The 26591-nt window shown below is 58.2% G+C and carries 16 protein-coding genes, 1 other RNA gene and 2 pseudogenes; 8 read left to right on the top strand and 11 right to left on the bottom strand.

Annotated elements, in window-relative coordinates:
• The first annotated feature begins 9 nt into the window (after positions 1-9).
• The 4 genes from NJC40_RS15870 (at position 10) to NJC40_RS15855 (ending at position 4096) form a co-directional block, all read left to right on the top strand.
• Positions 10-462 (top strand): tripartite tricarboxylate transporter TctB family protein, encoded by a 453-nt coding sequence (locus NJC40_RS15870; protein ID WP_253140198.1) that lies wholly within the window; start codon positions 10-12, stop codon positions 460-462.
• Complete coding sequence (locus tag NJC40_RS15865; protein ID WP_253140197.1) at positions 459-1964, top strand: tripartite tricarboxylate transporter permease; 1506 nt, start codon at positions 459-461, stop codon at positions 1962-1964. Before NJC40_RS15870 ends, NJC40_RS15865 begins: the two co-directional genes overlap by 4 nt.
• 77 nt (positions 1965-2041) lie before the next feature.
• Positions 2042-2488 carry a type II 3-dehydroquinate dehydratase gene (locus tag NJC40_RS15860; RefSeq protein WP_253140196.1) on the top strand — a complete coding sequence of 149 codons (447 nt, stop codon included), beginning with the start codon at positions 2042-2044 and terminating at the stop codon, positions 2486-2488.
• Positions 2489-2779: 291 nt separating this feature from the next.
• Positions 2780-4096: an OprD family porin gene (locus NJC40_RS15855; RefSeq protein WP_253140195.1), complete on the top strand. Its 1317-nt coding sequence runs from the start codon at positions 2780-2782 to the stop codon at positions 4094-4096.
• A 1371-nt stretch (positions 4097-5467) separates the two neighbouring features.
• On the opposite strand, the gene ffs is transcribed toward NJC40_RS15855, so the two are convergent.
• The 6 genes from ffs to NJC40_RS15825 all read right to left on the bottom strand — a co-directional run bounded on the left by ffs (position 5468) and on the right by NJC40_RS15825 (position 14852).
• Positions 5468-5564, bottom strand: an RNA gene (gene ffs, locus NJC40_RS15850) — signal recognition particle sRNA small type.
• Between the two features lie 217 nt (positions 5565-5781).
• A complete protein-coding gene (locus tag NJC40_RS15845; protein ID WP_253110073.1) occupies positions 5782-6945 on the bottom strand; it encodes a zinc-binding metallopeptidase family protein in 1164 nt (387 codons plus the stop codon).
• A 163-nt stretch (positions 6946-7108) separates the two neighbouring features.
• Entirely contained in the window at positions 7109-9469 is a 2361-nt protein-coding gene (gene ligA, locus NJC40_RS15840) for an NAD-dependent DNA ligase LigA (protein WP_253140194.1), read from the bottom strand.
• A 100-nt stretch (positions 9470-9569) separates the two neighbouring features.
• Positions 9570-10460: a cell division protein ZipA gene (gene zipA / locus NJC40_RS15835; protein WP_045489821.1), complete on the bottom strand. Its 891-nt coding sequence runs from the start codon at positions 10458-10460 to the stop codon at positions 9570-9572.
• 239 nt (positions 10461-10699) lie between these two features.
• On the bottom strand, positions 10700-14188 hold the full coding sequence (gene smc, locus NJC40_RS15830; RefSeq protein ID WP_253140193.1) for a chromosome segregation protein SMC: 3489 nt from the start codon (positions 14186-14188) through the stop codon (positions 10700-10702).
• A 4-nt stretch (positions 14189-14192) separates the two neighbouring features.
• A complete protein-coding gene (locus NJC40_RS15825; RefSeq protein WP_045489817.1) occupies positions 14193-14852 on the bottom strand; it encodes a GntR family transcriptional regulator in 660 nt (219 codons plus the stop codon).
• Between the two features lie 156 nt (positions 14853-15008).
• Here NJC40_RS15825 and guaD point away from each other — a divergent pair, with 156 nt between their 5' ends.
• A complete protein-coding gene (gene guaD / locus NJC40_RS15820; protein ID WP_253140192.1) occupies positions 15009-16331 on the top strand; it encodes a guanine deaminase in 1323 nt (440 codons plus the stop codon).
• A gap of 10 nt (positions 16332-16341) precedes the next feature.
• On the opposite strand, the pseudogene NJC40_RS15815 reads toward guaD, so the two are convergent.
• Together NJC40_RS15815 and NJC40_RS15810 are read right to left on the bottom strand one after the other, a co-directional pair.
• A pseudogene (locus tag NJC40_RS15815) lies at positions 16342-16857 on the bottom strand (methyl-accepting chemotaxis protein); the annotation flags it as partial.
• Positions 16858-17244: 387 nt separating this feature from the next.
• Positions 17245-17337 (bottom strand): annotated as a pseudogene (locus tag NJC40_RS15810) (hypothetical protein); the annotation flags it as partial.
• Positions 17338-18791: 1454 nt separating this feature from the next.
• Here NJC40_RS15810 and NJC40_RS15805 point away from each other — a divergent pair.
• Positions 18792-19877, top strand: a complete 1086-nt coding sequence (locus NJC40_RS15805) for an LLM class flavin-dependent oxidoreductase (RefSeq protein ID WP_498056026.1) — start codon at positions 18792-18794, stop codon at positions 19875-19877.
• Between the two features lie 13 nt (positions 19878-19890).
• Positions 19891-20838 carry an ABC transporter substrate-binding protein gene (locus tag NJC40_RS15800; protein WP_253140190.1) on the top strand — a complete coding sequence of 316 codons (948 nt, stop codon included), beginning with the start codon at positions 19891-19893 and terminating at the stop codon, positions 20836-20838.
• A gap of 92 nt (positions 20839-20930) precedes the next feature.
• On the opposite strand, the gene NJC40_RS15795 is transcribed toward NJC40_RS15800, so the two are convergent.
• Positions 20931-21203: an immunity protein gene (locus NJC40_RS15795; RefSeq protein ID WP_253140189.1), complete on the bottom strand. Its 273-nt coding sequence runs from the start codon at positions 21201-21203 to the stop codon at positions 20931-20933.
• Positions 21200-23236 carry an S-type pyocin domain-containing protein gene (locus NJC40_RS15790; protein ID WP_253140188.1) on the bottom strand — a complete coding sequence of 679 codons (2037 nt, stop codon included), beginning with the start codon at positions 23234-23236 and terminating at the stop codon, positions 21200-21202. Before NJC40_RS15790 ends, NJC40_RS15795 begins: the two co-directional genes overlap by 4 nt.
• A 704-nt stretch (positions 23237-23940) precedes the next feature.
• Between NJC40_RS15790 and NJC40_RS15785 the strand changes: the two genes are divergently transcribed.
• Positions 23941-24201 (top strand): hypothetical protein, encoded by a 261-nt coding sequence (locus NJC40_RS15785; RefSeq protein WP_253140187.1) that lies wholly within the window; start codon positions 23941-23943, stop codon positions 24199-24201.
• 82 nt (positions 24202-24283) lie between these two features.
• On the opposite strand, the gene NJC40_RS15780 is transcribed toward NJC40_RS15785, so the two are convergent.
• On the bottom strand, positions 24284-26482 hold the full coding sequence (locus tag NJC40_RS15780) for a TonB-dependent receptor (RefSeq protein ID WP_253140186.1): 2199 nt from the start codon (positions 26480-26482) through the stop codon (positions 24284-24286).
• Positions 26483-26591: the final 109 nt, after the last annotated feature.

The following is a 26591-nucleotide window of genomic DNA, read 5'->3' as shown; positions in this document are numbered from 1 at the left end:
GGTACTGAGATGAACTTAGTTCGTATCTTCAAACAACAAGATTTTGTTTCAGGCTTGTTGCTTGGCAGTGTTGGCGCAGCAGGATTGTTCTTTGGGCGTGATTATCATATCGGCACTGCGAGCGAGATGGGGCCCGGATATTTCCCGATGGGGCTATCACTCGGAATATTGATCGTTGGCCTGCTGCTGATCACTAAAAGTCTCGTGGCAGGCGATCTGCTGATCGAACGGATCCACCTACGCAGTGTGGGCTTTGTGGTCCTTGCCATGGTCGCCTTTGGTTTGAGCATCGACCGTGCAGGTTTGGCCGTTGCGACATTCCTGCTTATCTCGATTGGCTCTCTAGGTGGTTATGAGCCACGCGTTCGTGAAGTGTTGCTTGTCTACATCAGTCTGACAGCAGCCGCTGCCGCGTTGTTCATCATCGGTCTTGGACTCCCCATCAGGATTTTTCCACTATGAGCGGGCTACTTGATAATTTGACTCTTGGGTTTCAAGTGGCTGGCACGCCAATCAACCTTCTCTTCTGTTTTTTTGGAGCGTTACTGGGAACGTTGGTCGGAGTACTACCTGGCATAGGGCCACTTGCGACTATCGCGATGTTGCTGCCGATGACGTATTACGTAGACCCTGTCACGGCACTTGTAATGCTCGCTGGCATTTACTACGGCGCCCAATACGGCGGCTCCACCACAGCGATTCTATTGAATCTGCCGGGCGAGTCCTCATCAGTAGTCACCTGCATTGACGGCTACAAAATGGCACGCAAAGGACGTGCAGGATCTGCCTTGGCCATCGCCGCTATCGGTTCTTTTTTTGCGGGCACGGTTGCCACTCTGCTAATCGCTCTATTTTCACCTTCGCTGACCAGCCTCGCCATGCAGTTTCGCCCTGCGGATTACACTGCACTGATGGTCTTCGGCATCGTTTCCTCGATTGTCCTGGCGCGAGGCTCTGCCCTGAAAGCTGTAGGGATGGTGTTACTCGGCCTTTTGTTAGGGCTGGTCGGGATGGATGTCAACTCAGGCATACCTCGTTTTGACTTTGGTGTACTTGAGTTGATGGACGGTATCGACTTTGTTGGCGTTGCGATGGGGCTTTTCGGGATTGGCGAAATCATTACCAATCTTGAGAAGAAACCCGGCGAGCAAGCATCCGTCTCTCAGATTGGTCGGCTTATGCCCTCACGCAAGGAGCTTGGGCAATCTGTAGGTCCAATCCTGCGCGGGACAACAATCGGGAGCATTCTAGGCATCCTCCCAGGTGGGGGCGCCCTGCTCTCGTCCTTCGCCGCGTATATGGTTGAAAAGCGCATTTCCAAATCGCCAGAGCGCTTTGGCAATGGGGCAATTGAAGGCGTGGCTGCACCGGAAAGTGCCAATAATGCGGGCGCACAGACCTCATTTATCCCGTTGCTGACTTTAGGCATTCCATCAAATGCTCTAATCGCGCTGATGGCCGGGGCAATGATGATCCATGGCATTACTCCGGGTCCTCAGGTAATGACGGCTCAACCTGGTCTATTTTGGGGACTTATCGCTAGCATGTGGATAGGTAACCTCATGCTGGTAATTATCAACCTCCCGATGATTGGGATCTGGGTGTCCCTTCTACGTATTCCTTACCGATTACTGTATCTGGGCGTGTTATTGCTCTGCTGCATAGGTGCCTACGGCGTAAGTAACTCTACGTTCGATATCTACGTAGTTGCCGCGTTTGCAGCGATTGGGTACTTGTTTATAAAGCTCGGTTTCGAACCTGCTCCCTTGGTCATCGGCTATATTCTTGGCCCATTGATGGAGGAGAATTTACGAAGAGCGTTACTGCTGTCGAGAGGTGATTGGACGGTATTTGTCCAGCGCCCTATCAGCCTAAGCTTTCTCGCGTTAGCAATTGGGTTGTTCGTGCTGGTGGCACTGCCACACATCCGGTCAAAACGAGAAGTAGTTTTCGTAGGCGACTAATTAACACCATACACATACCAACTCTTAACTACGATTTCCATGCTATTTAACAAACACATCTAGAGAGTGAAGAATACATGAGCAGAAGAAAGATCTTGGTGGTACAAGGCGCCAACATGTCACGTCTGGGAAAGCGGTCACCCGAACTTTATGGCCGAACGACAGCTGCTGAACTTGACCAATTACTTTATGAATATGCGGAAAAAATCGACTACGATATTGAGATCTTTTATACCCACGTGGAAGGTGAAGCGATAGCTCGGATCTATGAAGCTGTCGACTCAGGGGTTGATGGCCTGATCATGAACCCGGCGGGCTTTGTCTATTCTGGTTTCGCATTACGAGACTGCATCCGCGACAGCACACTTCCTTATATTGAGGTCCATATCCGAAACTCTGCTGGACGGGGTACCAAGTCCGCGACTGCGGAAGTTTCACGGGCCTACGTCTGCGGCTTTGGTGTTGACTCCTATATTCTTGCTCTGGAGGGAATCCGACGAATCCTGGATGTTCCGAGAGCTTGATTTTTCTGATAACTATAACAGCCCGACCAAAGGCAAGAGTCGACACCCATTACTCACAATACTGGCATTAGTTGCTTGAGCGACTTTTAAACTTTGCATTAATTTTACTATTTGACTGGCGATATCTATCGCTGCATCGGTCTCGCTCGCCTTTTGATAGGCACTGCCGTTTTTTGGCATTGTCCGTCAATCAGTCAAAAGCTCGGAACTTTATTGTTTTTAAGTTTCGTGCACCTCAGAAATAAAGTTCAACATAGAACGATAACTGACAAACCAACGGAACGATGAAATATGAATCAACGCTTTGCGCTGCCACTTTTCGCCTGCACACTCCTCATGTCCTCTTCGTCATGGGCTGACTTTGTAAAAGACAGTTCAGCATCACTTAATTTGCGAAATTTCTATTTCGATAATGACACGCGAAATGCAACTGGGCGCACAGCAGAATGGGGGCAAGGTGCCATCATCAATTACCGCTCCGGTTTTACCGACGGGACCGTCGGTGTGGGAGTCGATGCACTCGGTATGCTTGGATTGCGCCTGGATGGAGGAAAAGGAAAACACACGGGAAGTACAATGATCCCGGATGAAAGCGATGGTTCTGCCAGACACGAATGGAGCCGTGCGGGAGCAACGGCGAAGCTACGCGTATCAAAGACTGTCTTGCGCTACGGCGATACATTGCAACCGATCCTGCCCATCCTCAAAACCAACGACGGACGTGTACTCCCACAGACCTATTCTGGAGGCATGATCACCTCAGAAGAGTTCGATAACCTTACACTCGTCGCAGGGCAGCTGGAACATATGGTGGGGCGTGGCTCAACCAACAAATCAGGTTTTGCAGTAGGTGGCCCATCCGGCCGGCTTATGCCTCAAAGCAATAAATTCCGTTTCGCAGGGGCAGAATGGAAAGCCACTCCGAACCTCCTGTTGCAGTATTACTACGCCAATATGGAAGACTATTATGGGCAACATTTTGCAGGCTTTCTGCATACCTTGCCCCTGGGTAGCGACAGGTCTCTAACGACCGATCTGCGTTATTTTCATACCGAGTCAGACGGTGCCAATGCCTCGGCCCAAGGACGTGCCCAAGGTTACCGTGTGGGTGGATACACCCATGGAAGTAGTGGTGAGATCGATAATAATACATGGAGCGCTGCATTTACTTACAAACAAGACGGGCATAGCCTGATGCTCGGACACCAGCGCGTATCCGGCAATAGTAATTTTGTGCAGCCCAACCAGGGTGGTACAGGAGAAGGAGCCGGCGGCACCAGCAACTATATTTTGACTGACAGCTTGGTCACCAATTTTACGCGAGCAGGTGAGCAATCAACCTTCGCTAAATATGACTATAACTTTAAATCTGTGGGCCTACCTGGCTTGTCCGCTGGAGTTGCGTACATTGTTGGCAGTCACATAAAAAATACTCGTGGTGAAGCCCAGGACGAATGGGAAAGAGATATTACGATGGACTATCTAGTGCAAACTGGAACCCTCAAAGGATTGAAATTCAGCTGGCGTAACGGGTCCTTAAGAGGCAACGCGACCTCAGACCAGGACCAAAACCGATTAATAATTGGCTATAGTATTCCACTCCTGTAACAGCCACAACTTCGGGCCGAATAACTACTTCCTGCCCTCACAGAAAAACATGCATCTAAATAATTACGCCACGTTTTAATAGGCGTAGGTTTAGGTGCATCTTTTTTGCAACCCGCTCAATAAAAATTACGTAAAATCAGCCACCAGATAGCGCCAGTGTCTGTCCGGTAATTACCACCGCTGCGTACGACGATACCACCCAGGTCATCGACAACCTGACGTTCATAACTGAACGCTTGTTAGCTCAGGCTTGTAATGTCGCGGGACGACGAGTGGCAGTGAAGCACTCCAGAAACACCACCGAGGTTAAATGCGTAGCGCGCTCAACTAGTTGGTGCGGGTCAGCGCTTCCACGGCACGAAGGCCCTGTAATCTTCAACCGATGTCGCCGTTGGCAGGCCGCTCGTATGCGTGTCGCAGCCACGCACAGAAGTCTTGGCCGTTGGCTTTGGCAATCTCGACCGTGCTCTAAAGTTGAGAACCGGCCGTCGCCCCATGGGCGTATCGCCAATCACCTGTTGCTTCTTCCGATCACGGAAAGGCGCATCGCCGGTTCAGCGGCGTTATCGAGCGGCAGGTGGCTACCTCTTCCCAATCTCGCTTTTCAACTGAGCCTGCACCGGCAGGCGTTGTTCGCAAAGACCGTTATACGTTCGATGTCACTGAAAGCTTTCAGGTCGCGTACGATATCGTAGAGCCTGTCGATCAGGTTCAGCGCGATATCCGCGCGCCCCGTTTTGCACTTGGGCTGCCTTGCTGTGCTGCAATAGACTTGCGACAAACATGGCCCAGCATCCTATAGGATGCCCACAGAGGGAGCGGGTGAAGTTGGCAGCACATGGATTCTGGCGAGCCAAACCTCCCAAGCCCCTTTTTACTTTCTCTTGCTCCCCTCCACGCTGAAAACAGACAGAGAGCTGACGGATGAGGGGAACCCGCTAGCGCCTATCGCAGAATAGAAGCGAACAGATGTCAAGCAAGCCTGTTGAGACGAGCCGTGTCCATGTTCAACACCCCGTGGCATTTCCCCCGCCAGGGGAGTCAAGCGGGCTCAGGCGATGCCGGTTCGGAGTAATTCGACGTCGACTAGGTTTCGATTTGCGCCCAATGGGTAGTTGTACCCAATAAACAGTCCTTCCTGGCGCGTAGCGGCAGGGGTTGCTTGTCGGCGCCAATAGGACCGTGAACCGCACACGATGGCGACTGGAGATACGCTAAGGAGACAGAAAATGGAGAACTAGAAAAAATGTAACCGGTTCGATAAAGTCACTGATGGAGCGCACCACTTAGGTGTACCACTGGACTGTCACACTCACGGTTTAGGAGATTCCTAACCCTTTGATTTCTAAAGGTTTAGGTAATTGGTGGCAACCCCACCAGCCACACCCCGGCACACAATGTTCCCGCTATGGCTGCTTCCTTCCGGACCTGACCAGGTTAACGGGTAATCGTTGCGGGGGGACCGGTGGGGTCACCATAACGCAGCTCGCCATCAGCGAGCCGCGCCATTGTACCGGTCTGACGCGAAGTTACAACCTTTGATTGAGATTAAAAATTTTAAGGGGTTCAAGCACTTGGGTGCTGGCGGTGGCGGCGGTTCAGACGATGGAGATGCATTGCCCCAACCGGCCTTTTCGCGAGCGAGCTCGCTCCTACCAGGCTCGACGCTGCCCCTTGCGAGTTCTTCAGACCTGCACCACCTCATCCGCCTTGCCGCCGGCCTCCTGGATCACCAGGTGGATAAAGTGCAGCTTGGCGATCACTGCCGGGGTCAGGACGAAGGGGTAGAAGTCCGGTTGGCCCATGCTGCGCGACAGTTCGTTAAGCATGCTGGCCAGTTCGATCCAGGCGTTGACGAAGGCCAGGAACGCAGGACCGCCGGGGTGCTGCGGCTGGTAGAGGGTGTCGAGCGGGAATGGCTGGTAGTCCAGCTCCATGTCACGGGCGCTCATGCCAAAACCCAGTGCAGTGTCGACCGCATCGACCATGTGCAGGTAATGCGCCCAGGTTTCGGCCCAGTCTTCCCAGGGGTGCATGGTGGCGTAGGCACTGACATAGCGGGCCTGCCAGTCGGCAGGTGCACCATTCTGGTAATGCCGCTCCAGCGCATCGGCGTAGCTGGCTTGCTCGTCGCCGAACAACTGGCGAAACGGCGCTTGCCAGTGAGTATTGGCAATCAGCCGGTCCCAGTAGTAGTGGCCGACTTCATGGCGAAAATGCCCGAGCAGGGTCCGATAGGGTTCGCGCATCTGCACCCGTACCGCTTCGCGGTGGGCGTCGTCGGCCTCTTTGATATCCAGCGTGATCAAGCCGTTGGCGTGGCCAGTGGTGGGCTTGCGGCCCTCCAGGTCGATGCCGATGAAGTCGAAGGCCAGACCGCGCTGTTCATCCACGCTCTTGGGGATGACCTTCAGGCCCAGGCCGATCAGCTGCGCCACCAAGCGCCGCTTGGCGGTCTCGACCTTGCGCCAGCGCTCATGATTTTCCGGGATGCTCATGTCAGGGATGGTGCGATTGAGGCTGCAGGCCACACAGAAGTCACCGGCATCATGCACCGGCAGCAGCCAGTTGCAGGCCGCCGGGGTGGCCAGGTTGGCGCAGCGCCGATAAACACCCTCGCCCGCCTCATCCGCAACCCGCCAGCTACCGGCCTCACCGGCCGGTTCCAGCGCCACGACCCGACCCTGCTCCGGCAGCCAGCCAAGCGCGGCTTCGCAGGCCAGGCATTGGGTATTGGGGAAAAACACCGACTGGCCGCAACGGCACTGCCAGACTTTGCTATTGCGCCGGGTTTCACCGATGAACGGCGCGGCGATGCGCGAACTCAACTGCTCGAAGAACTGGAACATGGCGGATTCCCCTGTAGGCCTGCATGACTAGATCATGGGTGTTTACAGGGGTTCCGTTTATTCGCTGCCTGGTTTAGCGGCAACTGCCACAACAGGTTTAACGATACAGCGCCCCATTCGCTCCCTCAGAGGCAGCATGAGCGCCACAAAAAACCATGCAGCGTCAGACGCTGATGCCCTGCCCGGCCAGAAACTCGACGAAAGCATCTTCATCCAGCACCTTGACCCCCAGCTCATTGGCCTTGGTCAGCTTGGAGCCGGCACCGGGGCCAGCGACGACGGTGTGGGTCTTGCCCGACACTGAGCCTGAGACCTTGGCACCGAGGCTTTCCAGTTTGTCTTTGGCGATATCGCGGCTCATGCGCTCCAGCGTGCCGGTCAGCACCCAGGTCTGACCGGCCAGCGGCAAGCCTTCGGCCACTTTCTTTTCGCTTTGCCAGTGCATGCCGAAGTCCTTGAGCTGGGCTTCGATGGCTTGGGCGCGTTTAACGTTGTCTTGATTGGCAAAGAACTCACGCACCGAGTTGGCCTGTTTCTCTGGCAAAGCCTGGCGCATGTCCAGCCAGTCGGCCTGCAGCACGCCGTCCAGCGAGCCGAAACGCTCGGCCAGCTTCTGCGCACCGCCCGGCCCTACAAACGGGATGTGCAGCTTGTCGAGCAGGCTGCCCAGGGTCGCACTGGCGGCGAAGTCCGCGCTCAGTTCGCCTTCGTCCTGCAGCTTCAGGCCCCGCTCGCCCAGTAAGGCGTCGATGACGTTGCGGTTGTGCTGGTCTTCGAAGAAGTTGTGGATCTCGTGGGCCACTTCCAGGCCGATGTCCGGCAGGTAGGTGAGCACTTGTGGCAAGGCCTGCCTGACCCGCGCCAGCGCGCCCAGCGAGCGGGCCAGAACCTTGGCGGTCTCTTCACCGACATCCGGGATGCCCAACGCGTAGATAAAGCGGGCCAGCGGCGGCTGCCGGCTGTCGTCAATGGCCTTGAGCAGCTTGTTGGTCGACACCTCGGCAAAGCCTTCCAGGTCGATGATCTGCTCGTACTTGAGTGCGTACAGGTCCGCTGGCGAGCCGATGAGTTTTTCATCGACCAGTTGCTCGATGGTCTTGTCGCCCAGCCCGTCGATATCCATGGCGCGGCGCGATACGTAATGGATGATGGCCTGTTTGAGCTGTGCACCGCAGGCCAGACGGCCAATACAGCGATACACCGCGCCTTCACTGAGGGTTTCCTTGCCCTTGCTGCGCTTGACCAGCTGGGTGCGCTCGACATGCGAGCCACACACCGGGCAGGCTTCTGGCACTGCGACCGGCCGGGCGTCCTCGGGGCGCCGCTCGGTGACCACTTGTACCACCTGCGGAATCACGTCACCGGCCCGGCGGATAATCACGGTGTCGCCAATCATCACCCCCAGACGGGCCACTTCATCCATGTTGTGCAGCGTGGCGTTGGACACCGTGACCCCTGCCACCTTGACCGGCTTGAGGCGTGCTACAGGCGTGACTGCGCCGGTGCGGCCGACCTGAAATTCCACATCCAGCAGTTCGGTCAGCTCTTCGAGGGCCGGGAATTTGTGAGCAATGGCCCAGCGCGGTTCACGGGCACGAAAGCCAAGTTCACGCTGATAACCCAGGTTATTGACCTTGAATACCACGCCGTCGATTTCATAGGGCAGGGTTAAACGCCGCTCACCGATATCACGGTAGTACTCAAGACATTGCTCAACGCCATCAGCCAGTTTCAATTCGCGGCTGACCGGCAACCCCCAGGTTTTAAGTTGCTCAAGTACACCTACATGCGTGTCGGAAATATCTGCAGTGACCTGGCCCAGCCCATAACAGCAGAACTCCAGCGGACGACTGGCAGTGATCTTCGAATCCAGCTGCCGCAGGCTGCCAGCCGCCGCGTTACGCGGGTTGGCAAAGGTCTTGCCACCCACTTCTGCCTGGCTGGCATTGAGTTTTTCGAAACCGGCCTTGGACATGAACACTTCACCGCGCACTTCAAGCAGCTCAGGCCAGCCCGTGCCGTGCAACTTGAGCGGCACGTTGCGAATGGTTCGTACGTTGACACTGATGTCTTCACCGGTCGTGCCGTCCCCACGGGTCGCGCCGCGCACCAGTGCACCATCACGGTACAGCAGGCTGACCGCCAGACCATCGAGCTTGGGTTCGCAGCTGTACTGCACCTTGGCGCCGCCACCAAACAGATCGCCGGCCGGCAAATCCAGCCCTTCGGCGACCCGCCGGTTGAAGTCCAGCAGGTCGGTTTCTTCAAAGGCATTGCCCAGGCTGAGCATCGGCAGCTCATGACGGACCTGGCTGAACGCGCTCAGGGCAGCACTGCCGACCCGCTGGGTGGGCGAATCCGGGGTCACCAGATGTGGGTGGTCGGCCTCCAGCGCCTTGAGTTCATGAAACAGTCGGTCGTATTCGGCGTCCGGGATGCTCGGCTCGTCCAGCACGTGATAGCGGTAGTTGTGCTGATCCAGCTCTGCACGCAGTTCCAGGATTCGGGTCTCGACTGCCTTCATGGGAAGTGTTCTCTCAATCTCAAAAAGCAAAAGAGCAGCCGGGGCTGCTCAGTACGCAAGGGTGAAACACGGGCGGGCCTGCATGCCGCGCCCGCCTCGCTCAGCGGCGCTGAGTCAGTGCACGGCGCTCGAATTCGACGATGCGCTGGCGATAATGTTCGATGGTCTGGGCGGTCAGCACGCTGCGCTGATCGTCCTTGAGTTCACCGTTAAGCTCATGGGCCAGCTTGCGCGCCGCCGCAACCATCACGTCAAACGCCTGTTTGGGGTGACGCGGACCTGGCAGCCCCAGGAAGAAGCTCACCGCACGGGTGCTGAAATGGTCGATGTCGTCCAGATCGAACACACCCGGCTTGATCGCGTTAGCCATGGAAAACAGCACTTCGCCGTTGCCAGCCATGCTTTCGTGGCGGTGGAAAATGTCCATTTCACCGAAACGCAGGCCGCTTTCCAGGATGTTCTGCAGCAGTGCCGGGCCCTTGAAGCCGCTTTCGTCGCGGGAAATCACGCTGATCACCAGAACTTCTTCCAGCGGTGTCTGCTCTTTGTCGTCAGAAACATTGCCATAGCCGGACGAGGTGCGTGAGGCCGGTTTTTCTTCCGCCACCAGCACTTCTTCGCGGTCACGCTCACGATCACGGGCCGAGAAGCTGGGGGTTTCGTCGTCCAGCTCAAGGTCACCCGCCTGCGGCTCGTCCTTGCGCGGCTTCTTGTCGTTGTAGCGCCGACGCGGCTCGCGCGTTTCGGCGCTCATCGATGGCAGGTCATGCTCGTCGAGCTCCGGTTCTTTTTGCGACTCCAGCACCCGGGAGGGGCCCAACAGCTCAGGCGACGTGGCTTCGTCGTCATCCGGCAGGTTGGAGTAGCTGCGGTCAAGCCTGAATTTCAATTTACCCTTGCCGCCGCGCATACGGCGCCAGCCGTCGAAGAGAATGCCGGCGATGACGATAATGCCGATGACGATCAGCCACTCACGCAGACCGATTTCCATGTAATCCAGTGCCTCAAATGAGAAATTCGAAAACCAGGGGGTTAAACCCCTTTAAAACGTGGAGCCAAGTCTATGTTCTAACTGGCATTTTGCCCACGCTGAAATAAAAAAGTGGTCATTAAACTAGCACGACCTTCGGTAACTTAACACCGTCTGTATCACCTGTTGTGTCCTGAACCGTTATCTGGCGCACAACCGTCCTATCAAAAAGCCATATTTGCCGCCATGGCGGCCCGCAATCAGGCGTCCACCATGGCCATGGCTTCCTCGACATCCACCGCCACCAAGCGCGAACATCCGGGTTCGTGCATGGTGACCCCCATCAATTGATCAGCCATTTCCATGGCAATCTTGTTGTGGGTGATGTAGATGAATTGCACGGTTTGTGACATTTCTTTCACGAGACGTGCATAGCGGCCCACGTTGGCGTCGTCCAGCGGCGCATCGACCTCGTCGAGCATGCAGAACGGCGCCGGATTGAGCTGGAATATCGAAAACACCAGAGACAAAGCAGTCAGGGCTTTCTCGCCACCGGACAACAAATGAATGGTGCTGTTCTTCTTGCCTGGGGGGCGCGCCATGATTGTCACCCCTGTATCGAGTAAATCTTCGCCCGTCAGTTCCAAATAAGCCGAGCCGCCACCGAAAACTTTTGGAAAAAGCGTCTGCACGCCGCTGTTGATCTGATCGAAGGTGTCCTTGAAACGGTTGCGGGTTTCCTTGTCGATCTTGCGGATCACGTTCTCCAGCGTGTCCAGAGCTTCGACCAGATCGGCGTCCTGGGCATCCAGGTAACGCTTACGCTCAGACTGCTGCTGGTATTCATCAATGGCCGCCAGGTTGATCGCCCCCAGGCGCTGGATGCGCGCGGCGATGTTTTCCAGCTCTTGCTCGGCCTGACGCTCGTCGGCATCGGCCGACAGGGTGGCGAGCACCCCATCGAGATCGTAACCGTCCTCGTGCAGTTGATCCCGCAAGGCGGTGCGCCGTACGGTCAGCGACTGCCAGTCCATGCGCTGCTGCTCCAGTTGCCCGCGCAACAGCTGTGCCTGTTGCTCGGCCTGGCTGCGGCGCTTCTCGACCTCGCGCAATTCGCGGTCGGCATCTTCCAGGGCATTTTTGGCGGTGCGCATTTCGTCATCGACGACCATGCGCCGCTCCAGCAGCTCTTCGAGCTTCATGCGTAACTCTTCCAGCGGCGCCGCGCCCTCCTCCAGGTTCAGGCTCAGTTGCTCGCGGCGTTCGCTGAGGCGCTCGGACTGCATGCGCAGCCGCTCCAGGGCCTGATGAGTGGAGTTGTGCTGGGCCTTGAGCGAGCCGAGGCGCACCGCCAACTGATGGCTGCGGTCCTTGTGCTGGCGCGCCTCCTGGCGCACCCGGTCGAGCCGCTCGCGCAGGCTGTCGCGGCGCTCTTGCAGCACTTCACGCTGCTCGGTGTCCAGCGCCATGCTGTCGAGCGCTTCCTGCAATTGCAGGCGCGACTCACCGAGGTTTTCATGCTCCAGGCTGCGTTGCTCGGCCAGTTCGGCCAGTTCCTCTTCAAGCCGCACGCGGCGCAGGGTCAGTTGCTCGGCCTTGGCTTTGGCTGCCGACAGGCGTGCCTTGAGCTCGCCCTGCTGGCGGTTTTCGTCCTGTAACTTGCGGCGCAGCTCCTCCCGCTGCTGTTCGTGCTGAGTCTGCTGCTCACGCAACCCCTGCAGACGCTCGTCAAGCTCAGCCAGCGCCGCTTCACGCTCGTCACGCTCGAGCTGCAACTGCTGGATTTCCTGACCACGGGCCAACACCCCGCTCTGCGCCTCGCTGACCCGTCGAACCCGGAGAAAGTCCCGGCCTACCCAATAGCCATCACGGCTGATCAGGCTTTGCCCGCTGCTCAGGGCGCTACGTTTGGCCAGCGCTTCGTCAAGATCCTGCACTGGCAGCACTTGGCCCAGCCAGGCCGACAGGTCAGTATCGCTGCTGACTTTATCCAGCAGGCTTCCCGGCAGCCGCGCCGCGTCACCGGCCGGGCTGACCAGCCGCAGGTCGCCCTGGCTGAAACCGGCCAGATCCAGCCCAGCGAAATCATCGACCAGCACCGCCTGCAAATCGGCGCCCAGCACGGTTTCGACCGCCAGCTCCCAGCCTGATTCGACGCTCAGCCCTTCAGCCAATCGTGGCCGCTGGCTCAACTGCTGATCACGCAGCCACTCGGCGGTCCCGCTATCGGGGTCCAGCGCAGCCTGTTGCAGGGCCTCCAGCGAAGCCAGGCGACCGTGCAGCCGCTGCAGTTCGCCTTGCGCCTGCTGCTGGTCGTGGGTGCTGCGCTGCAGCGTTGCACGCACGCTTTCCAGTTGCTCGACGACCTGCTCCTCGCTCATGTGCAGGTCTTCAAGGGTCAATTGGCGGGTCGCCAACTCTTCGTCCAGCGCCTGGATCGCCGCGTCTTCAGGGTCGGCTGCGAGCAATTGCAACTCTTCTGCCAGCCGCCGCTGGCGCTCGGCCAGCCGTTCCAGGGCCTGCTCCAGTTGTTGAATGCGCGCCTGCTGCACCTGGGCGTGGCGCTGTGGCTCGGCGGACTGCTGGTTGAACTGGTCCCATTGCTCTTGCCAGCCATGCATGGCGGCTTCGGCGTCTTCCAGCGCCACGGCCGACTCTTCGGCAGCGGCGGCGGTCATTTCCTGTTCGGGTTCGAGCATTTCCAGCTCTTCGTTCAGGGTCGCCAGCAAGGTGGTGTCATGGCCCAGGTGCGATTCAGTCTCTTGCCGCGCCCGTTCGGCCTCGCGCAGGTCGTCCTGCAACTGGCGCAGGCGTTGCTGGCCGTGCTGAATGCTTTGCTCGACCCGGGCAATGTCGCCGCCCACCGAATAGAAGCGGCCCTGCACCAGATTGAAACGCTCTGACAGCTCGTGATGGCCGTCACGCAGCCGCTCGATCCCGGCGTCAGCGTTACGCTGCTCAGCCACCAGCGCCTCGAAAGCCACTTCCTGGTCGCCGATCACCGACTCGCGCTGGCGAACCTGATCGTTGAGTGCCTGCCAGCGCAGGGCCGACAGTTGCGCCTTGAGCTGACGCTCCTCGGCCTTGTACTGCTGGTACTTTTCGGCCGCCTGGGCCTGACGGTGCAGACGCTCGATCTGGCGTTCGAGTTCTTCGCGCAGGTCGGTCAGGCGCTCCAGGTTTTCCTGGGTGCGGCGAATACGGCTTTCGGTCTCGCGGCGGCGCTCCTTGTACTTGGAAATGCCGGCGGCTTCTTCGATAAAATTACGCAGTTCTTCAGGCTTGGCTTCGATCAGCTTGGAGATCATGCCTTGTTCGATGATCGAGTAACTGCGCGGCCCCAGACCGGTGCCCAGGAAGATGTCGGTGATGTCCTTGCGGCGGCATTTGACGCCGTTGAGGTAATAAGTGTTCTGGCTTTCGCGGGTCACCTTGCGGCGAATCGAGATTTCCGCGTAAGCGGCGTATTCACCGACCAGGGTGCCGGCCGAGTTATCGAACACCAGCTCGATACTGGCCTGGCTGACCGGTTTGCGGCTGGTCGAGCCATTGAAGATGACGTCGGTCATCGACTCGCCGCGCAGGTTTTTCGCTGAACTCTCGCCCATCACCCAGCGTACCGCGTCGATGATGTTGGATTTGCCGCAACCGTTGGGCCCGACCACCGCCGCCATGTTGCTGGGGAAGTTCACCGTGGTCGGGTCGACGAAGGATTTGAACCCCGCCAGCTTGATGCATTTGAGGCGCATGGGGTCAGGCTGCCGTCAAAGCAGCCAGCACCAGCTGGCAATTGCGCTGGCCGTATTCGGCGAGCACGCTGCGGATGCGCGCCGGCTCGCGATCAATCACCGCCTGCAGCAATTGCGCGAACAGCACCAGGAAATCGCCCATTTCGGCCTTGCGCTGCTCCAGGGCCAGGTAATAGTTGCGGCTCATCGACGGCTGCAGGTTCTCGATGGTTTCTTGCAGGTACGGGTTGTCGGCGAACGGAAACGCCGCGCGCATAATGCTGAAGCTGTCATCGACAAAGGCCTGGACGTCCTGACGCTCGAAACTGGCGGTCAGGCGCTGCTGGATGGCCAGAAACCCATGCAGGTCACTTTCCGTTTGCCAGCGCTCGGACACCGCGATGGCCAGCAGGATGTACAGCTCGCTCATCAGCTTGCACAGGCTGGTCACATGGTGGGCGTTGAGCGCCGTGACCTGGGCGCCACGGCGCGGCAGGATCACCACCAGGTGCCGGCGCTGCAGCACCAGCAGTGCTTCACGTACCGAGCCGCGGCTGACATTCAGCGCCTGGGTGACTTTCTGCTCCTGGATACGCTCGCCGGGTTTAAGCTCGCCACGGATGATCCGCTCGGCCAAATGTTGGGCAATTTGCTCTGCCAGACTGTCCGGCGCCTTGAACATCATGTAATTCCTTCAGATTCCGCGCTACACATGGCGGCGCAGTGTATCTCAAGCGCACAAACATGGATGAGCAAAACATCCGGAAACTCCAGCGCTGCAAACACGTCGAACCGGCGTCCTGTAACCTGTATTTATCAACCGGTCTTGCAAGAGGTATTCATGAGTCCTGCTTCAGCCCATCGCACTGCTCACCGCGGGGCTTTGCTGCACAGCATCGAGGATCCTGCCCAGGTCGGTATTGAGGCCAGTTACCAGTATTTCGCCGACGGCCTGCTGCTGGTCGAGGACGGGCATATCAGCGCCGTGGGCGAGGCTGGCGACCTGCTGCCGACGCTGGGCAGCGAGGTCAGCGTGATCGAGCACCGCGATGCACTGATCACGCCTGGTTTTATCGACACCCATATTCATTTGCCCCAGGCCGCAATGATCGGCGCCTATGGCGAACAACTGCTGGACTGGCTGAACACCTACACCTTCCCGTGCGAGCGGCAATTTGCCGACCCGCACCATGCCGCCACGGCTGCGCAGTCATTCATTGATGAGCTGCTGCGTAACGGCACCACGACCGCGATGGTGTTCGGCAGCGTGCACCGTGAGTCGGTCGAGGCATTTTTCCGGGCCGCCGAGCAGCATAACCTGCGGATGATCGCCGGTAAGGTGATGATGGACCGCAATGCCCCCGACGATCTGACAGACACGGTGGCGTCAGCCTACGCCGACAGCAAGACGCTGATCGAGCGCTGGCACGGCAAGGGCCGCCTCAGTTACGCGGTGACGCCACGCTTCGCACCGACCAGCTCCCCTGAACAACTGGCCATGGCCGGACGCCTGTTGCAGGAGTACCCCGGTCTGTACCTGCAAACCCACCTCAGTGAAAACCTTCAGGAAATCGACTGGGTCAAGGCGCTGTACCCACAGCGCAGCGGCTACCTGGATGTTTATGACCATTATCAGTTGCTCGGCGAGCGCTCGGTGTTTGCCCATGGGGTACACCTGTGTGATGCCGAGTGCGCACGGCTGGCGCAAACCGGGTCGGCCATCGCCTTTTGCCCGACCTCGAACCTGTTTCTGGGCAGCGGCCTGTTCAACCTGCCGATGGCCGAACGGCATCGGGTTCGGGTGGGGCTGGGTACCGATGTTGGCGCAGGCACCAGCTTTTCGATCCTGCAGACCCTCAACGAGGCCTACAAGGTAATGCAGTTGCAAGGTGCAAAGCTGCACCCGTTCAAGTCGCTGTACCTCGCCACCCTGGGCGGCGCCCGCGCGCTGCGCCTGGACGACCGGATCGGTAGCCTCAAGCCCGGCAATGAAGCTGACTTCGTGGTCCTCGATTATCACGCCACGCCGTTGCTCAGCCAGCGTTTGCAACAGACGCGCACTATTGAAGAGATTCTGTTTGTGCTCATGACCCTGGGCGATGACCGGGTGGTGCGCGAAACCTGGTCGGCCGGGCAGCAGGTGCACCGGCGCGACCAGGTGTAATCAATGCGGCTCAGACCTTGAAGCTGTCTACCTGGCGGCTGAGTTCCTGGTAAAGCGCGGAAATCTGCCTGGACTGGCTATGCACCTGATTGGACATGCCGCGCACACCGTCAGTCTGTTCTCTGAGTGAGGTCAGGTTCTCGCTGATGTGATGGGAAACCTTGGCCTGCTCATCGGTGGCCAGCGCAGTCTGCGCCGCCATCTCCTGAACCCGGTCGAACGAGGTGTTGAGGGAGCTGAAAATCGTGCTGACCTGATTGATATGCTCCACCGTGTTACGCGCGTTGCTGCGGCTGTTGCGAATCGCCGTGCTCGACTCGCTGACACTTTGGCGCAGCCGCTCGATCATGGTCTCGATCTCGCGGGTGCTGTCCTGGGTACGGGTCGCCAGGGTCCGCACTTCATCGGCCACCACGGCAAAGCCGCGGCCCTGCTCGCCGGCCCGGGCCGCCTCGATGGCGGCATTGAGCGCCAGCAGGTTGGTCTGCTCGGCGATGGTTCGGATCACTTCCAGCACCGAGGTGATGGCCGCCGAGCTCTGCTCCAGATCCACTGAGCGCTCCAGAGCCAGTTCGATATCGACCACCAGGCGTTCGATGGCGCTATTGGAAAGACTCACCGCCGTGCCGCCCTGATGGGTCAACTGGCTGGAGTGGCTGGCCTCATCGGCGGTGCCCTTGGCCAGATCGGCCATCTGCTGGTTGGAGACGTTCATCTGGTTGCCGGCGCTGACCATCGAGTCGGACGCGCTCACTAGCCCTTCACTGATCCGCCCGGCCTGGTCGGAAACGGTATTGAGCTCGCCGGTCATGCCACCCAGCGTGACTGACTGGCTCTGGATGGCGCGGATGATTGCGCGCAAGTGCTCGACAAAGCCGTCGAACTCCCTGGCCAGATCACCGAGTTCGTCACGCGAGCCCGAATTGATGCGCTGGGTCAGGTCGCCATCGCCTTCAGCGATTTCCCGGATCCGCCGCGTCACATGCTCGACCTTGCGGGTCAGCATCAACGGCATGTAATAGCCGATCAACAAGGCCACGCCGAAGGCCAGGGCAATGACCACAATCGCAATGTGCTCATAGCTGGCAACCTGCTTGCGAACCGCCTCTTTCTGCTGGCGGGCGTGGGCGGTCACGGACTCACCGGCCTTGTTCAACACCTCACGAATAGCGGCAAAGCGCTGATCGGCAATGACTCTGGCCTGCGGCACGCTGGCCTGGGTACGTGCCGGCGGCGAGTCGAACATCGCCCGGCTGGCTTGCACCCATTGATTAAAGATCAGATCAAATTGCGCTGACGGCGCAACCAGCTCGGGTTCGCGGATCAGGTAGCTGCGGTAATTATGGAAACGCCGCAGTGCCTGCTCGACATTCTCTTCGAAAAATGCGCGATTTTCGGCTACATCGCCTGAACCTGCGGCCATTTTCTGCAGGGCCAGCCGCGCCTGATAGACATCACGGTCGGCATTGAGAACCTCCGAGAGCGCTTCAACATACTGCTGCAAGTCAGCACTGCCATCCGCTTCGGCCTTGCGCTGGCTGGTGTGCTCACGCAAGCGCTCGCCGGCCTGGTCAAGCATGTCGCGGATGATCTGAAACTGGCTGTCCTGCTGTTGCAAGGTGTTGGCCAGCGAGCGTCCCGCTTCGGCCGAGGCATTCAATGAGGTGCTGGCGTCCAGCCACTCGCGATACAGCGGGTCGAAATTGGCGAAGGGGGCCAGCACCTGAGGTTCATCGGCCATGAAACCGCGAAACTTCTGGAACCGATCAAACACCTGCTGGGCGTTTTCAGTGAATTCGCGCTGGTTGTCGGCGACCTTGCCCTCGCCGGCCATCAGCCGCTCTTGCGCGATCAGTGCCTGATAGATATCCCGATCAGCGTTGAGCACCACCGCCACCGACTCGAAATAGGTCTCCGCCTGACGGCGCATTGCATCCTGCTGCACCTGGGTCATGAGAAACATGAACAGCAGCAAGCCCACCATAATCAGGGCCAGCAGCGCTATGGGCAAAATCATCTGAACACGAATCGAGTGCAGGCGCATCGCAGACTCCTCAAATACCGGCTATTGAGAGCGACCTTGATTCCAGGTGAGATTAAAGCGGGGTCAGGCTGGAGAATAGCTGCATACCAGCAGAGATAAAGATCAAGCGGCAGTGATATTTCGCGCAACGTCATTATTCTGGCACCAGCCTCGGCAAGCCGTTGTTGCGGTTGAAAAAAACACTCGGCACGTGGGTGCCTGCACCTCATGCATGACCGATACGCATGATGATCACGCTTAAAATATATTTATTGCATTTTAAATATTAGTTTTGATGCATTTTTAAAATATTAGCTTATATCAAAAACGAATTTCCCTTCGCACGCACTCGCCAATACTCTTATAAGCATCAGGCAGGCTGCATTGCCTTGCTTATAACCGACGACCATATCCTGGCAAACAGCGAAGGAGTTTTCATGAGCGTGGAAATCATCGGCATGATCACCGCCACCCCCAGTGCCGAGGTGGACCAGCCGCTGGGCGACGCAGTAGACGCCGACTTCGTGCGTCGCTTCGCCCAGGCTCATGAACAGGCCGGCTTCGACAAGGCGTTGGTGGGCTATTTCTCCAACGGTGCCGAAGGCGCAGTGGTCAGTTCGTTCATTGCGGCGGCCACGGAGCGCCTGGGTATCCTGCTGGCCTATCGTCCCGGCGTGATCGCCCCGCCACTGGCCGCCCGGCAACTGGCGACCCTTGACCAGTTCAGCAACGGCCGCCTGTCACTTAATGTGATCAGCGGCGGCAGCGACGTCGACCAGCAGCGCGATGGCGATTGGCTGGACCATGATCAGCGATATGCGCGCACCGACGAATACCTGCAAGCGCTCAAGGCAATCTGGACCGCGCAAGGTCCGGTGGACCATCAGGGTGAGTTCTATCACTTCAAGGGCGCGTTGCCCAACGTGCGGCCCAGGCAGAAGCCGCACATCCCGATCTACTTCAGCGGCTCGTCCCCGGCCGCGCTGCAAGTGGCCGCCCGCCACGCCGACACTTACATGCTGTGGGGCGAGCCATTGGCCGATTTTGCCGAACACGTGCAGCACCTGCGCCGGGCCACTCGGGCCAGTGGCCGCCAGCCGCGGATCTCGGTGTCGTTCCGGCCCATCGTCGCCGACACTGAAGAGGCCGCGTGGAAACGCGCCGCCGAGATTCTCGAACGCATCCGCGATAACCGCGAACGCCTCGGCCTGCCGCTGCACGGCCATGCGCCAGGCAACACCGGATCCCAGCGCCTGCTGGCCGCGGCCCAGCGCGGCGAGGTGCTCGATGAGCGCTTATGGACCGGCGTTGCGCGGTTGACCGGTGCGCAGTGGAACTCCACCGCGCTGGTCGGCACGCCTGAACAGGTCGCCGCGTCGCTGGGCCGCTACTGGGAGCATGGGGCGAGCACCTTTCTGATTCGCGGTTTCGATCCGCTGGACGATGCCGAACTCTACGGTCGGGGCCTGATCCCGGCGATCCGTGAACATATTGCCACCTTGCAACCGCGCAAGGTCGGCTAAGGAAACCTGACCTATGAAACTGCCTCGTGTACTGCGCCGCAGCCTTGCGGCGCTGGCGATCATCACCCCGCTCGCCCATGCCGCCGACACCACGGTGCTGCGCATTGGCGATCAGAACTACTACAACGTGCGCGCCTCTGTGGAAGCCTCCGGGGTACTGGAAGGCGCACCTTACAGGGTGGAATGGAAACACTTCCAGTCCGCCGCGCCGGTGGCCGAAGGCCTGGAGGTGGGTGCCCTGGACCTGGGTTTTCTGGGCGACTCGGGCTTTTTGTTTCTGGCCGCCAAAGGCGCACCGGTCAAGTTGATCGGAGTATCCCGGCAGAACCCGGACACCATCGCCCTGCTGGTGGGCAAGGACTCGCCGATCAAGACCATTGAAGACCTCAAGGGCAAGAAAGTCGCCTACTGGCCGGGTGCCTGGAGTCAACAGCTGACCCTTCGCGCCCTCGATAAAGTCGGCCTGCCCCATGACTACGTGGAGTTTGTCAAACTGATGCCGATCGACGCGGCAGCCGCCTTTCCACGGGGCAGCATCGACGCCTTCCCGGTCTGGGAGCCCTATATCTCACAGCAGGTAGTGTTCTCAGGCGCCAGGCCGATCATCACTGCCCGTGACCTGATGCCCGGCCTGTCGAGCATTGCGGCCAATGCCGACAGCATCGAGCCCAAGCGTGAAGCCATTGCCGACTTCCTCGGCCGCCTGCACAAAGCCCGCGCCTGGGTCGAAGCCAACAAGCAGACCTACGCTGACCAGTGGGCAAAAAAGGCCAACCTCGACCCGGCCGTGTCACGCCACTGGATCGGCCAGGCCAACATGACCGTCGGCCCGGTGGACGAACAGGCAGCCAGGGATTATCAAGGCACTGCCGATTTTCTGGTGCAAACCGGTGCGCTGCCCAAGGCGTTCGATACCAAGGGCATTATCGATACTTCGTTCAGTGGGGCGTTCAAGCAGTAGTCAGTGGCCAGCCTTAAGTACACATTGAAAAGCCCATATCAAAACCTCGACGGTCATCCGGCTGCCGAGGCCCTGAATAACTAAATGAGAAATCAGTCCATTAAAAGGTGTGAGTATTTGCCATCTCTCACAAATGCAGGTTCCTTCCAGTTCGGCCCTTTAGCGGCATGCCAACTCCCACTACTGACAAGCACGCCGTCACTGACAAGACGTTGATACACAGTAAAAAGCTCACCACTCAACACAACATCTTTACGATACTTGCTATACGTCATATCAATTGACGGAATACCAAACTTAAGCGCAATGACAGAAAGAACATCTTCTAGCGGCTCATTTCTGACAATCTCTTCCACAACATTCATTGGACACCTCGCAAAATCTCTTTATATTCACGTTGAACCCGCTCAGCTTCAGCCGCCCTGGCTTCTGGAGTGTACAGTAATTCTGAATCATCTTTTAACTTAAAATCCTCCAGCGTAGCAGTGTGAGCATTATTCCAGACCTCGCCCATGATCCCTTCCGGGACCGGACCATCATCCACACCGGCGCTCCGATAACGCTCCAGCTCTCTGAGCTCATGAGTATAATAGCGCCTGTCCGTATCACTCATTTCCAGACCACCAGCAAGAATAATTTCTAATCGTTCAATCATTACTGCATTGGCGGCTGAGTAGCTTAAACGCCCAGTATGCAACTTCACGAGATCAATACCGACTCTAGTCACCACTGCATCTTCCCATCGCAAATTTTGGATCGAACCACCCGCTTTCTCAGAATTATAGAACCTTCCACTATGCATCCCTTTGACTGTCGCACCGGGATAGGGACTGCTATACACCGTAAACAACGGTGCCACCCCGGACTCTGCGGGAAAAACGGTGATCAAACCATGCAGCTCCGGCGGCGCAACCGGTAGCGGATAAGTCTCTGATTCGATGGGAGACAGCGGTACCCCAATGTAGGGCATTTCCGTAGGCGGAGCGGCAGGCAGAGCAGTAGAGCTGTCTGGCGGTGGCGCCACCGGGGTCCAGATCAGGCTGACACCCGGATGGGCCGGCAACGCCACGCTCCAGGTATTACTCGCGCTATGGAACGTTGCACTGCGCACCTCGACATGAGCCGCTGCGTTGACCGAGATTTCTGGCAGCTCAACGGCGCCGGCAACTTCTCCCAACACCAGCCCCCAGCCGGGAACTTCGACAGAGCCTTGTCGGGCGGCGATATCTGACAGTTCAGCCCGGTTTGGCGGCAGGACATCCGCAGCCGGAAGACTGCCGGAAAAGAAACCACCGAAATCCTGGATCGTGGTACGCAGCGACGCCACTGCGCTGACGGCTTGGCGCGAGACTTCGGCGCCCATCTGATCGGCTGAGCGGATGAATGAGTCCAGATACCTGGCCAGAGAGCCCGCAGCCTTTGCTGCTGCGGCCTTGGCTTGAGGCGTGTTCAGCCAACTGGCAACTCTACCTGGCCCCATTACCGGAATCAGCGTCCCGGTAAGGGGCTTCAACTCGGTAAGCGGGATGGATTGCGGGTCAGACTCTGCGGCGGCCTGTGCTTTTTGTGCAGCTTCGTCAGCCTGCCGCTGTGCCTCCTGTTCTACTGCGACTTGCTGTGCAAGTTGCAAAGCTTGCTGCTCGGCCTGAAGGCGCGCTTGCTCGGCGGCAGCTTGCTGTAACGCGTGCTCGCGGGCACGCTGTTCGGCAGCCAGTTGCCTGACCTGTTGCTCAACAGCCTCCCGTGCCCTGCGCTCCACATCGCGCTGGTGAGCCATAACTTGCAGATGTCGTTCATGCTCAAGGCCCGCTGTTTCGATTTGCAGATCCCGTTCCAGCGCAGGCAGGTGTCTTTCAAGAAAGCTTTTCGCCTCCCACAGCACCCGCGTTCGGTACCAAGCCACGATCGAGTCATGCCATTTTTCATAACCCTCTTGGCCGTGCCCTGCCCATTTCATGAAATGGGATAGATTGGCGTTGCGATCATGCCCGAAGCCCCTACTCACTCTGGGACCGATGCTCGTCAGTTCGTTATCTTTATGAACATACAGATGATGAAGTGCGGATATTTTCGCCGTCAGTTGTTGTAGATGACTTGGCCCCCACAACGGGCTGTGCAGCGCCACGCTGTCGATTTCTACCAACAGCGCCCTGCCCAATTCACTCAGACTCTTCTCGTGTTCTTGTGCAAGTGACTGCGCAGCAGAATTAAATTGCGCTACCCAGCTGCCAATAGAGCCCATTGACTCCCTTAAGTCCATTGCATCTATTCCCCAGCCACCAGGCTGGTATCGATGAAACTCTTGCTCCCATTGATGTCGTCTGAAATCGTCTAGATCACGGCTATCCGATACCGAGATAGGTGGCAGGTATAATGTATTGGTATTCAAAAGCAACATCCTGACTGAAGCATTTTTAATGCCTTGCTTCGGACAGGTATTACTTAACGCAGCCTCTGGCACCCACTAATAAGGCGAGCCCGTCATACTTGCGCACAGAACATAACTGATCATCCCAAAGCAAAGCAACCGATGAACATTAGCTGTTCACCGGCGAAGCTACAGATACAAAAAATACGCTTCGACATACATATTTATATCAACAGAAATTTATTAGGCAAAAATCAAAAACCACACACAGAGAGAACCATTCCTACACAGCGAACCGAAAAGACAACAAACTGCAGTTACATTATCTAACAACAGACAAAGCTGAACCGTTTCTTAGAGCAACGCTTTTGAAAATTTATCCCCGGAGAGTTTGACCAGGCTCGGCTCACCCAGGGTCAGCTAGCCGCCGTGGGGCAACGCCAACAGACAGGCTTGCGCTGACCAGTGCGCCCCAAAAAACCAACCTCGACCTAGACGTATCCCACCATTGGAGTGGCCAGCGACAAGAAGTCATTGACGACTTCTAGTACTGTTTTTTTCAACAAAGCCGACCCTCATGAGCCTCTTGGCGACACCACCTCCCGGCCACCCACCCAGTTGGATGCAAAGCCAGTACCTACGCCCGCAAGCCCGTAGTACGGTGTGCCTCGAATCAGTCGCTTGGCACGTTTTGCCAGGCCCCATGGAGCAACCAGCCAGGCCTAGGAGGTCAAATGCAAGAGGCTCAAGTGGTCAACCAGGAAGCTGTCGATGCAGCGTTGATCGCGTTTTACCGCTACAAGATCGGAGAGTTACGGATTCTTGATCTGGAGCGCGAAATGAGCTTTGAAGTCGGCCAAGCGCTTGCCGAAAGCGGATGGGTAAGAATCTCGATCACGCGATTGGAGTCAGGACGCTATCGCCTCAGTGACAAGGGGGAATACGCCATCACCCATGCCGGTCGCGCTCGGATCGAGCAGCTTCGCAACGCTTGAGACGGCCCCTTTCAACACTGGTCAGTCATCGGCCTGAGCGCCGCCGCAAAAGCAAGGCGGCGCGCAGGGCAGTGATCCTTGCTTAGAAGTCAATCGTCCCGGAGAACTTCACCAGACGCGGCTCACCCTGGGTCAGGTAGCCGCCGTTGGCCGAGGCCCAGTAGTTTTTGTCGGTGATGTTTTCCACATTCACACGCAGGGTCAGGTCTTTCCAGGCCTTGAAGCTGTAGCGGGCGCCGGCGTCGAAACGATTCCAGGTCGGCAGGCTCAGGGTGTTGCTGGCGTTGGCGTACTGGCCACCGGTGCGCAGGGCGCGGGCGTTGAGGGCCAAACCTTCGATACCCGGCACGTCCCAATCGACGCTGGCATTGAGCTGGAAGGTCGGCACGCCAATGGCGTGGTTGCCGTCATTGGTGCCGCCTGCGGTGTTTTCCAGCTGCGACCTCATACGGGTGCCGCCGGCCATCAGGCGCAGGCCTTCGACCGGTTCGCCGAACACGCTCAGCTCGATACCTTTGTTGACCTGCTCGCCGTCGCGGATATAAAGCTGCTGGTTGCTGTCAACGTAACCGTCGCTGGGCTTCTCGATGCGGAACACCGCCAGGTTGGCGCCAAAGCTCTGCAGGTCAAGCTTTACACCGGCTTCCAGTTGCTTGGTGCGACCCGGCGGGAAGGCCTGGCCCAGGTTGGTGATGTTGGTCCCTGAAGCGATGGGGCCACGGGCCAGACCTTCAATGCGGTTGGCGTACAACGAAACGCTTTCAACCGGTTTGTAGACGATGCCATAGACCGGAGTGGTAATGGACTCGTCATAGAGCGAACTGCGGCTGCCGTTGTTGGCCGGGTTGATAACCCCGTTGGAACTTGTGCCGTCATACAGGTAGTTTTCGACACGCAGTTGCTGACGGCGCAAACCATAGGTCACCAGCAGCTTGTCATCGAACAGCCCCAGGGTGTCGGAAATCGCCAGGCTGCGGTTGCGGGTCTTGCCGGTCACGCCCGGATCACCCATTTCACCACCGGTGCTGGAAACCACCGTCGGCATCGGCAGGCGCCCGCCGCTGTAGATATTGGTGTTGCCCGGTGTCGAGCGGTAAAAGACGTAGGCGTTTTCCTGCTGGGTCCAGATGGTCGACGCACCAACAGCAATCTGATGGCTGACCGGACCGGTCTGCAGGCGGCCGTTGAGGCCGGCACTGAAGGTGGTGTTGTCTTCGTTGTGCGGAATTTCCGAACCGCCGACGGTTGCCGCGCCGTTGTTGCCTACCAGGGTCGGGGTGCCGTAGATCCCGGTTTCACGGGTGTGCTTGACGCCACCGGCCAGGTAGGCGGTCCAGTTGTCGCTCAGGTCCCACTCGCCGCGCAGCATGCCGAAGGTGTCTTCGGTCTCGCTGTAGGTCCAGTCCTGGCCATAGTTGTGGCTGGCACTCGGCGCGCGGGGTACACGAGTGGCATTGCCGATCTGCACGGTGTTGCGCAGGTGGTTGATGCGCTCTTTCTGGTAACCGAAATCGCTGGATACCCTGAAATTGTCGCCACGGTAGTCCAGGCCGGCCACAAACAGCTTGCTGCGCTGGTCCTGATCGTCGATGGCGGTTTCGCCCTCGCGCTGGCTCAGGTTGACGCGCGCGCCAAAGCGGTTGTCTGCGCCGAAACGCTGGCCCAGATCCAGGTGTTCGCCAATCCGGCCATCAGTGCTGATGTCTTGGGTGTAGCGACGAGTCGGGGTGTCGCCGGCGCGCTTGGGCTGCAGGTTGACACCGCCGCCCAAGCCGCTGCCGGTGGGGGGCACGCCGTTGATAAAGGCGTTCGGCCCTTTGAACACCTCGACCCGCTCCAGCGCATCGATCGAGAGAATCTGGCGTGGCAGCACGCCGTATAGACCGTTGTAGGAAATGTCGTCACCGCTCAGAGGCATGCCACGAATCACGAACACCTGAGACTGGTTGCCGAAACCGAACGACTGACGCACCGACGGGTCGTTGAGCAGCACGTCGCCAACGTCTTCAGCCTGCTGGTCTTCGATCAGCCTGGAGGTGTAGCTGGTCATGATGAACGGCACATTCATGTTGTCCTGATTGCCCAGAATGCCCATCTGCCCGCCGCGCGCGACCTGACCGCCGGCATACGCCTCGGGCTGGGTGCTGGTATTGGCTTTAACGGCCGTGGCATTGACATCAGTAGCGCCCAGCTCGACGACCTGATCAGCAGCGTGAGTGGTGAAGCTTGCGCAGCAGCAGAGTGCGAGCAGGGTCGGGCGGGAAGGAAAACAAAGGGCCATGAAACGGGGTACCTGGGCAAGAGTGATTGAGGCCTTCCTGGCAATACGGACGCTTCTCAAAAGACAAAGAGTAATAAGCGCTTTTGAGAACCGTTCGTATGAAATCACA

Origin of the sequence: Pseudomonas sp. 21LCFQ02 (assembly GCF_024129895.2) — a bacterium.
In the GTDB taxonomy this organism is placed as follows: domain Bacteria; phylum Pseudomonadota; class Gammaproteobacteria; order Pseudomonadales; family Pseudomonadaceae; genus Aquipseudomonas.
This window is presented reverse-complemented; position numbering and strand designations above follow the sequence as displayed.

Excerpts from the sequence above, each read along its gene's own strand:
- NJC40_RS15870 (WP_253140198.1), top strand. The coding sequence starts at position 10 with ATGAACTTAGTTCGTATCTTCAAACAACAAGATTTTGTTTCAGGCTTG.
- NJC40_RS15865 (WP_253140197.1), top strand. The coding sequence starts at position 459 with ATGAGCGGGCTACTTGATAATTTGACTCTTGGGTTTCAAGTGGCTGGC.
- NJC40_RS15860 (WP_253140196.1), top strand. The coding sequence starts at position 2,042 with ATGAGCAGAAGAAAGATCTTGGTGGTACAAGGCGCCAACATGTCACGT.
- NJC40_RS15855 (WP_253140195.1), top strand. The coding sequence starts at position 2,780 with ATGAATCAACGCTTTGCGCTGCCACTTTTCGCCTGCACACTCCTCATG.
- NJC40_RS15845 (WP_253110073.1), bottom strand. The coding sequence starts at position 6,945 with ATGTTCCAGTTCTTCGAGCAGTTGAGTTCGCGCATCGCCGCGCCGTTC.
- ligA (WP_253140194.1), bottom strand. The coding sequence starts at position 9,469 with ATGAAGGCAGTCGAGACCCGAATCCTGGAACTGCGTGCAGAGCTGGAT.
- zipA (WP_045489821.1), bottom strand. The coding sequence starts at position 10,460 with ATGGAAATCGGTCTGCGTGAGTGGCTGATCGTCATCGGCATTATCGTC.
- smc (WP_253140193.1), bottom strand. The coding sequence starts at position 14,188 with ATGCGCCTCAAATGCATCAAGCTGGCGGGGTTCAAATCCTTCGTCGAC.
- NJC40_RS15825 (WP_045489817.1), bottom strand. The coding sequence starts at position 14,852 with ATGATGTTCAAGGCGCCGGACAGTCTGGCAGAGCAAATTGCCCAACAT.
- guaD (WP_253140192.1), top strand. The coding sequence starts at position 15,009 with ATGAGTCCTGCTTCAGCCCATCGCACTGCTCACCGCGGGGCTTTGCTG.
- NJC40_RS15805 (WP_498056026.1), top strand. The coding sequence starts at position 18,792 with ATGAGCGTGGAAATCATCGGCATGATCACCGCCACCCCCAGTGCCGAG.
- NJC40_RS15800 (WP_253140190.1), top strand. The coding sequence starts at position 19,891 with ATGAAACTGCCTCGTGTACTGCGCCGCAGCCTTGCGGCGCTGGCGATC.
- NJC40_RS15795 (WP_253140189.1), bottom strand. The coding sequence starts at position 21,203 with ATGAATGTTGTGGAAGAGATTGTCAGAAATGAGCCGCTAGAAGATGTT.
- NJC40_RS15790 (WP_253140188.1), bottom strand. The coding sequence starts at position 23,236 with ATGTTGCTTTTGAATACCAATACATTATACCTGCCACCTATCTCGGTA.
- NJC40_RS15785 (WP_253140187.1), top strand. The coding sequence starts at position 23,941 with ATGCAAGAGGCTCAAGTGGTCAACCAGGAAGCTGTCGATGCAGCGTTG.
- NJC40_RS15780 (WP_253140186.1), bottom strand. The coding sequence starts at position 26,482 with ATGGCCCTTTGTTTTCCTTCCCGCCCGACCCTGCTCGCACTCTGCTGC.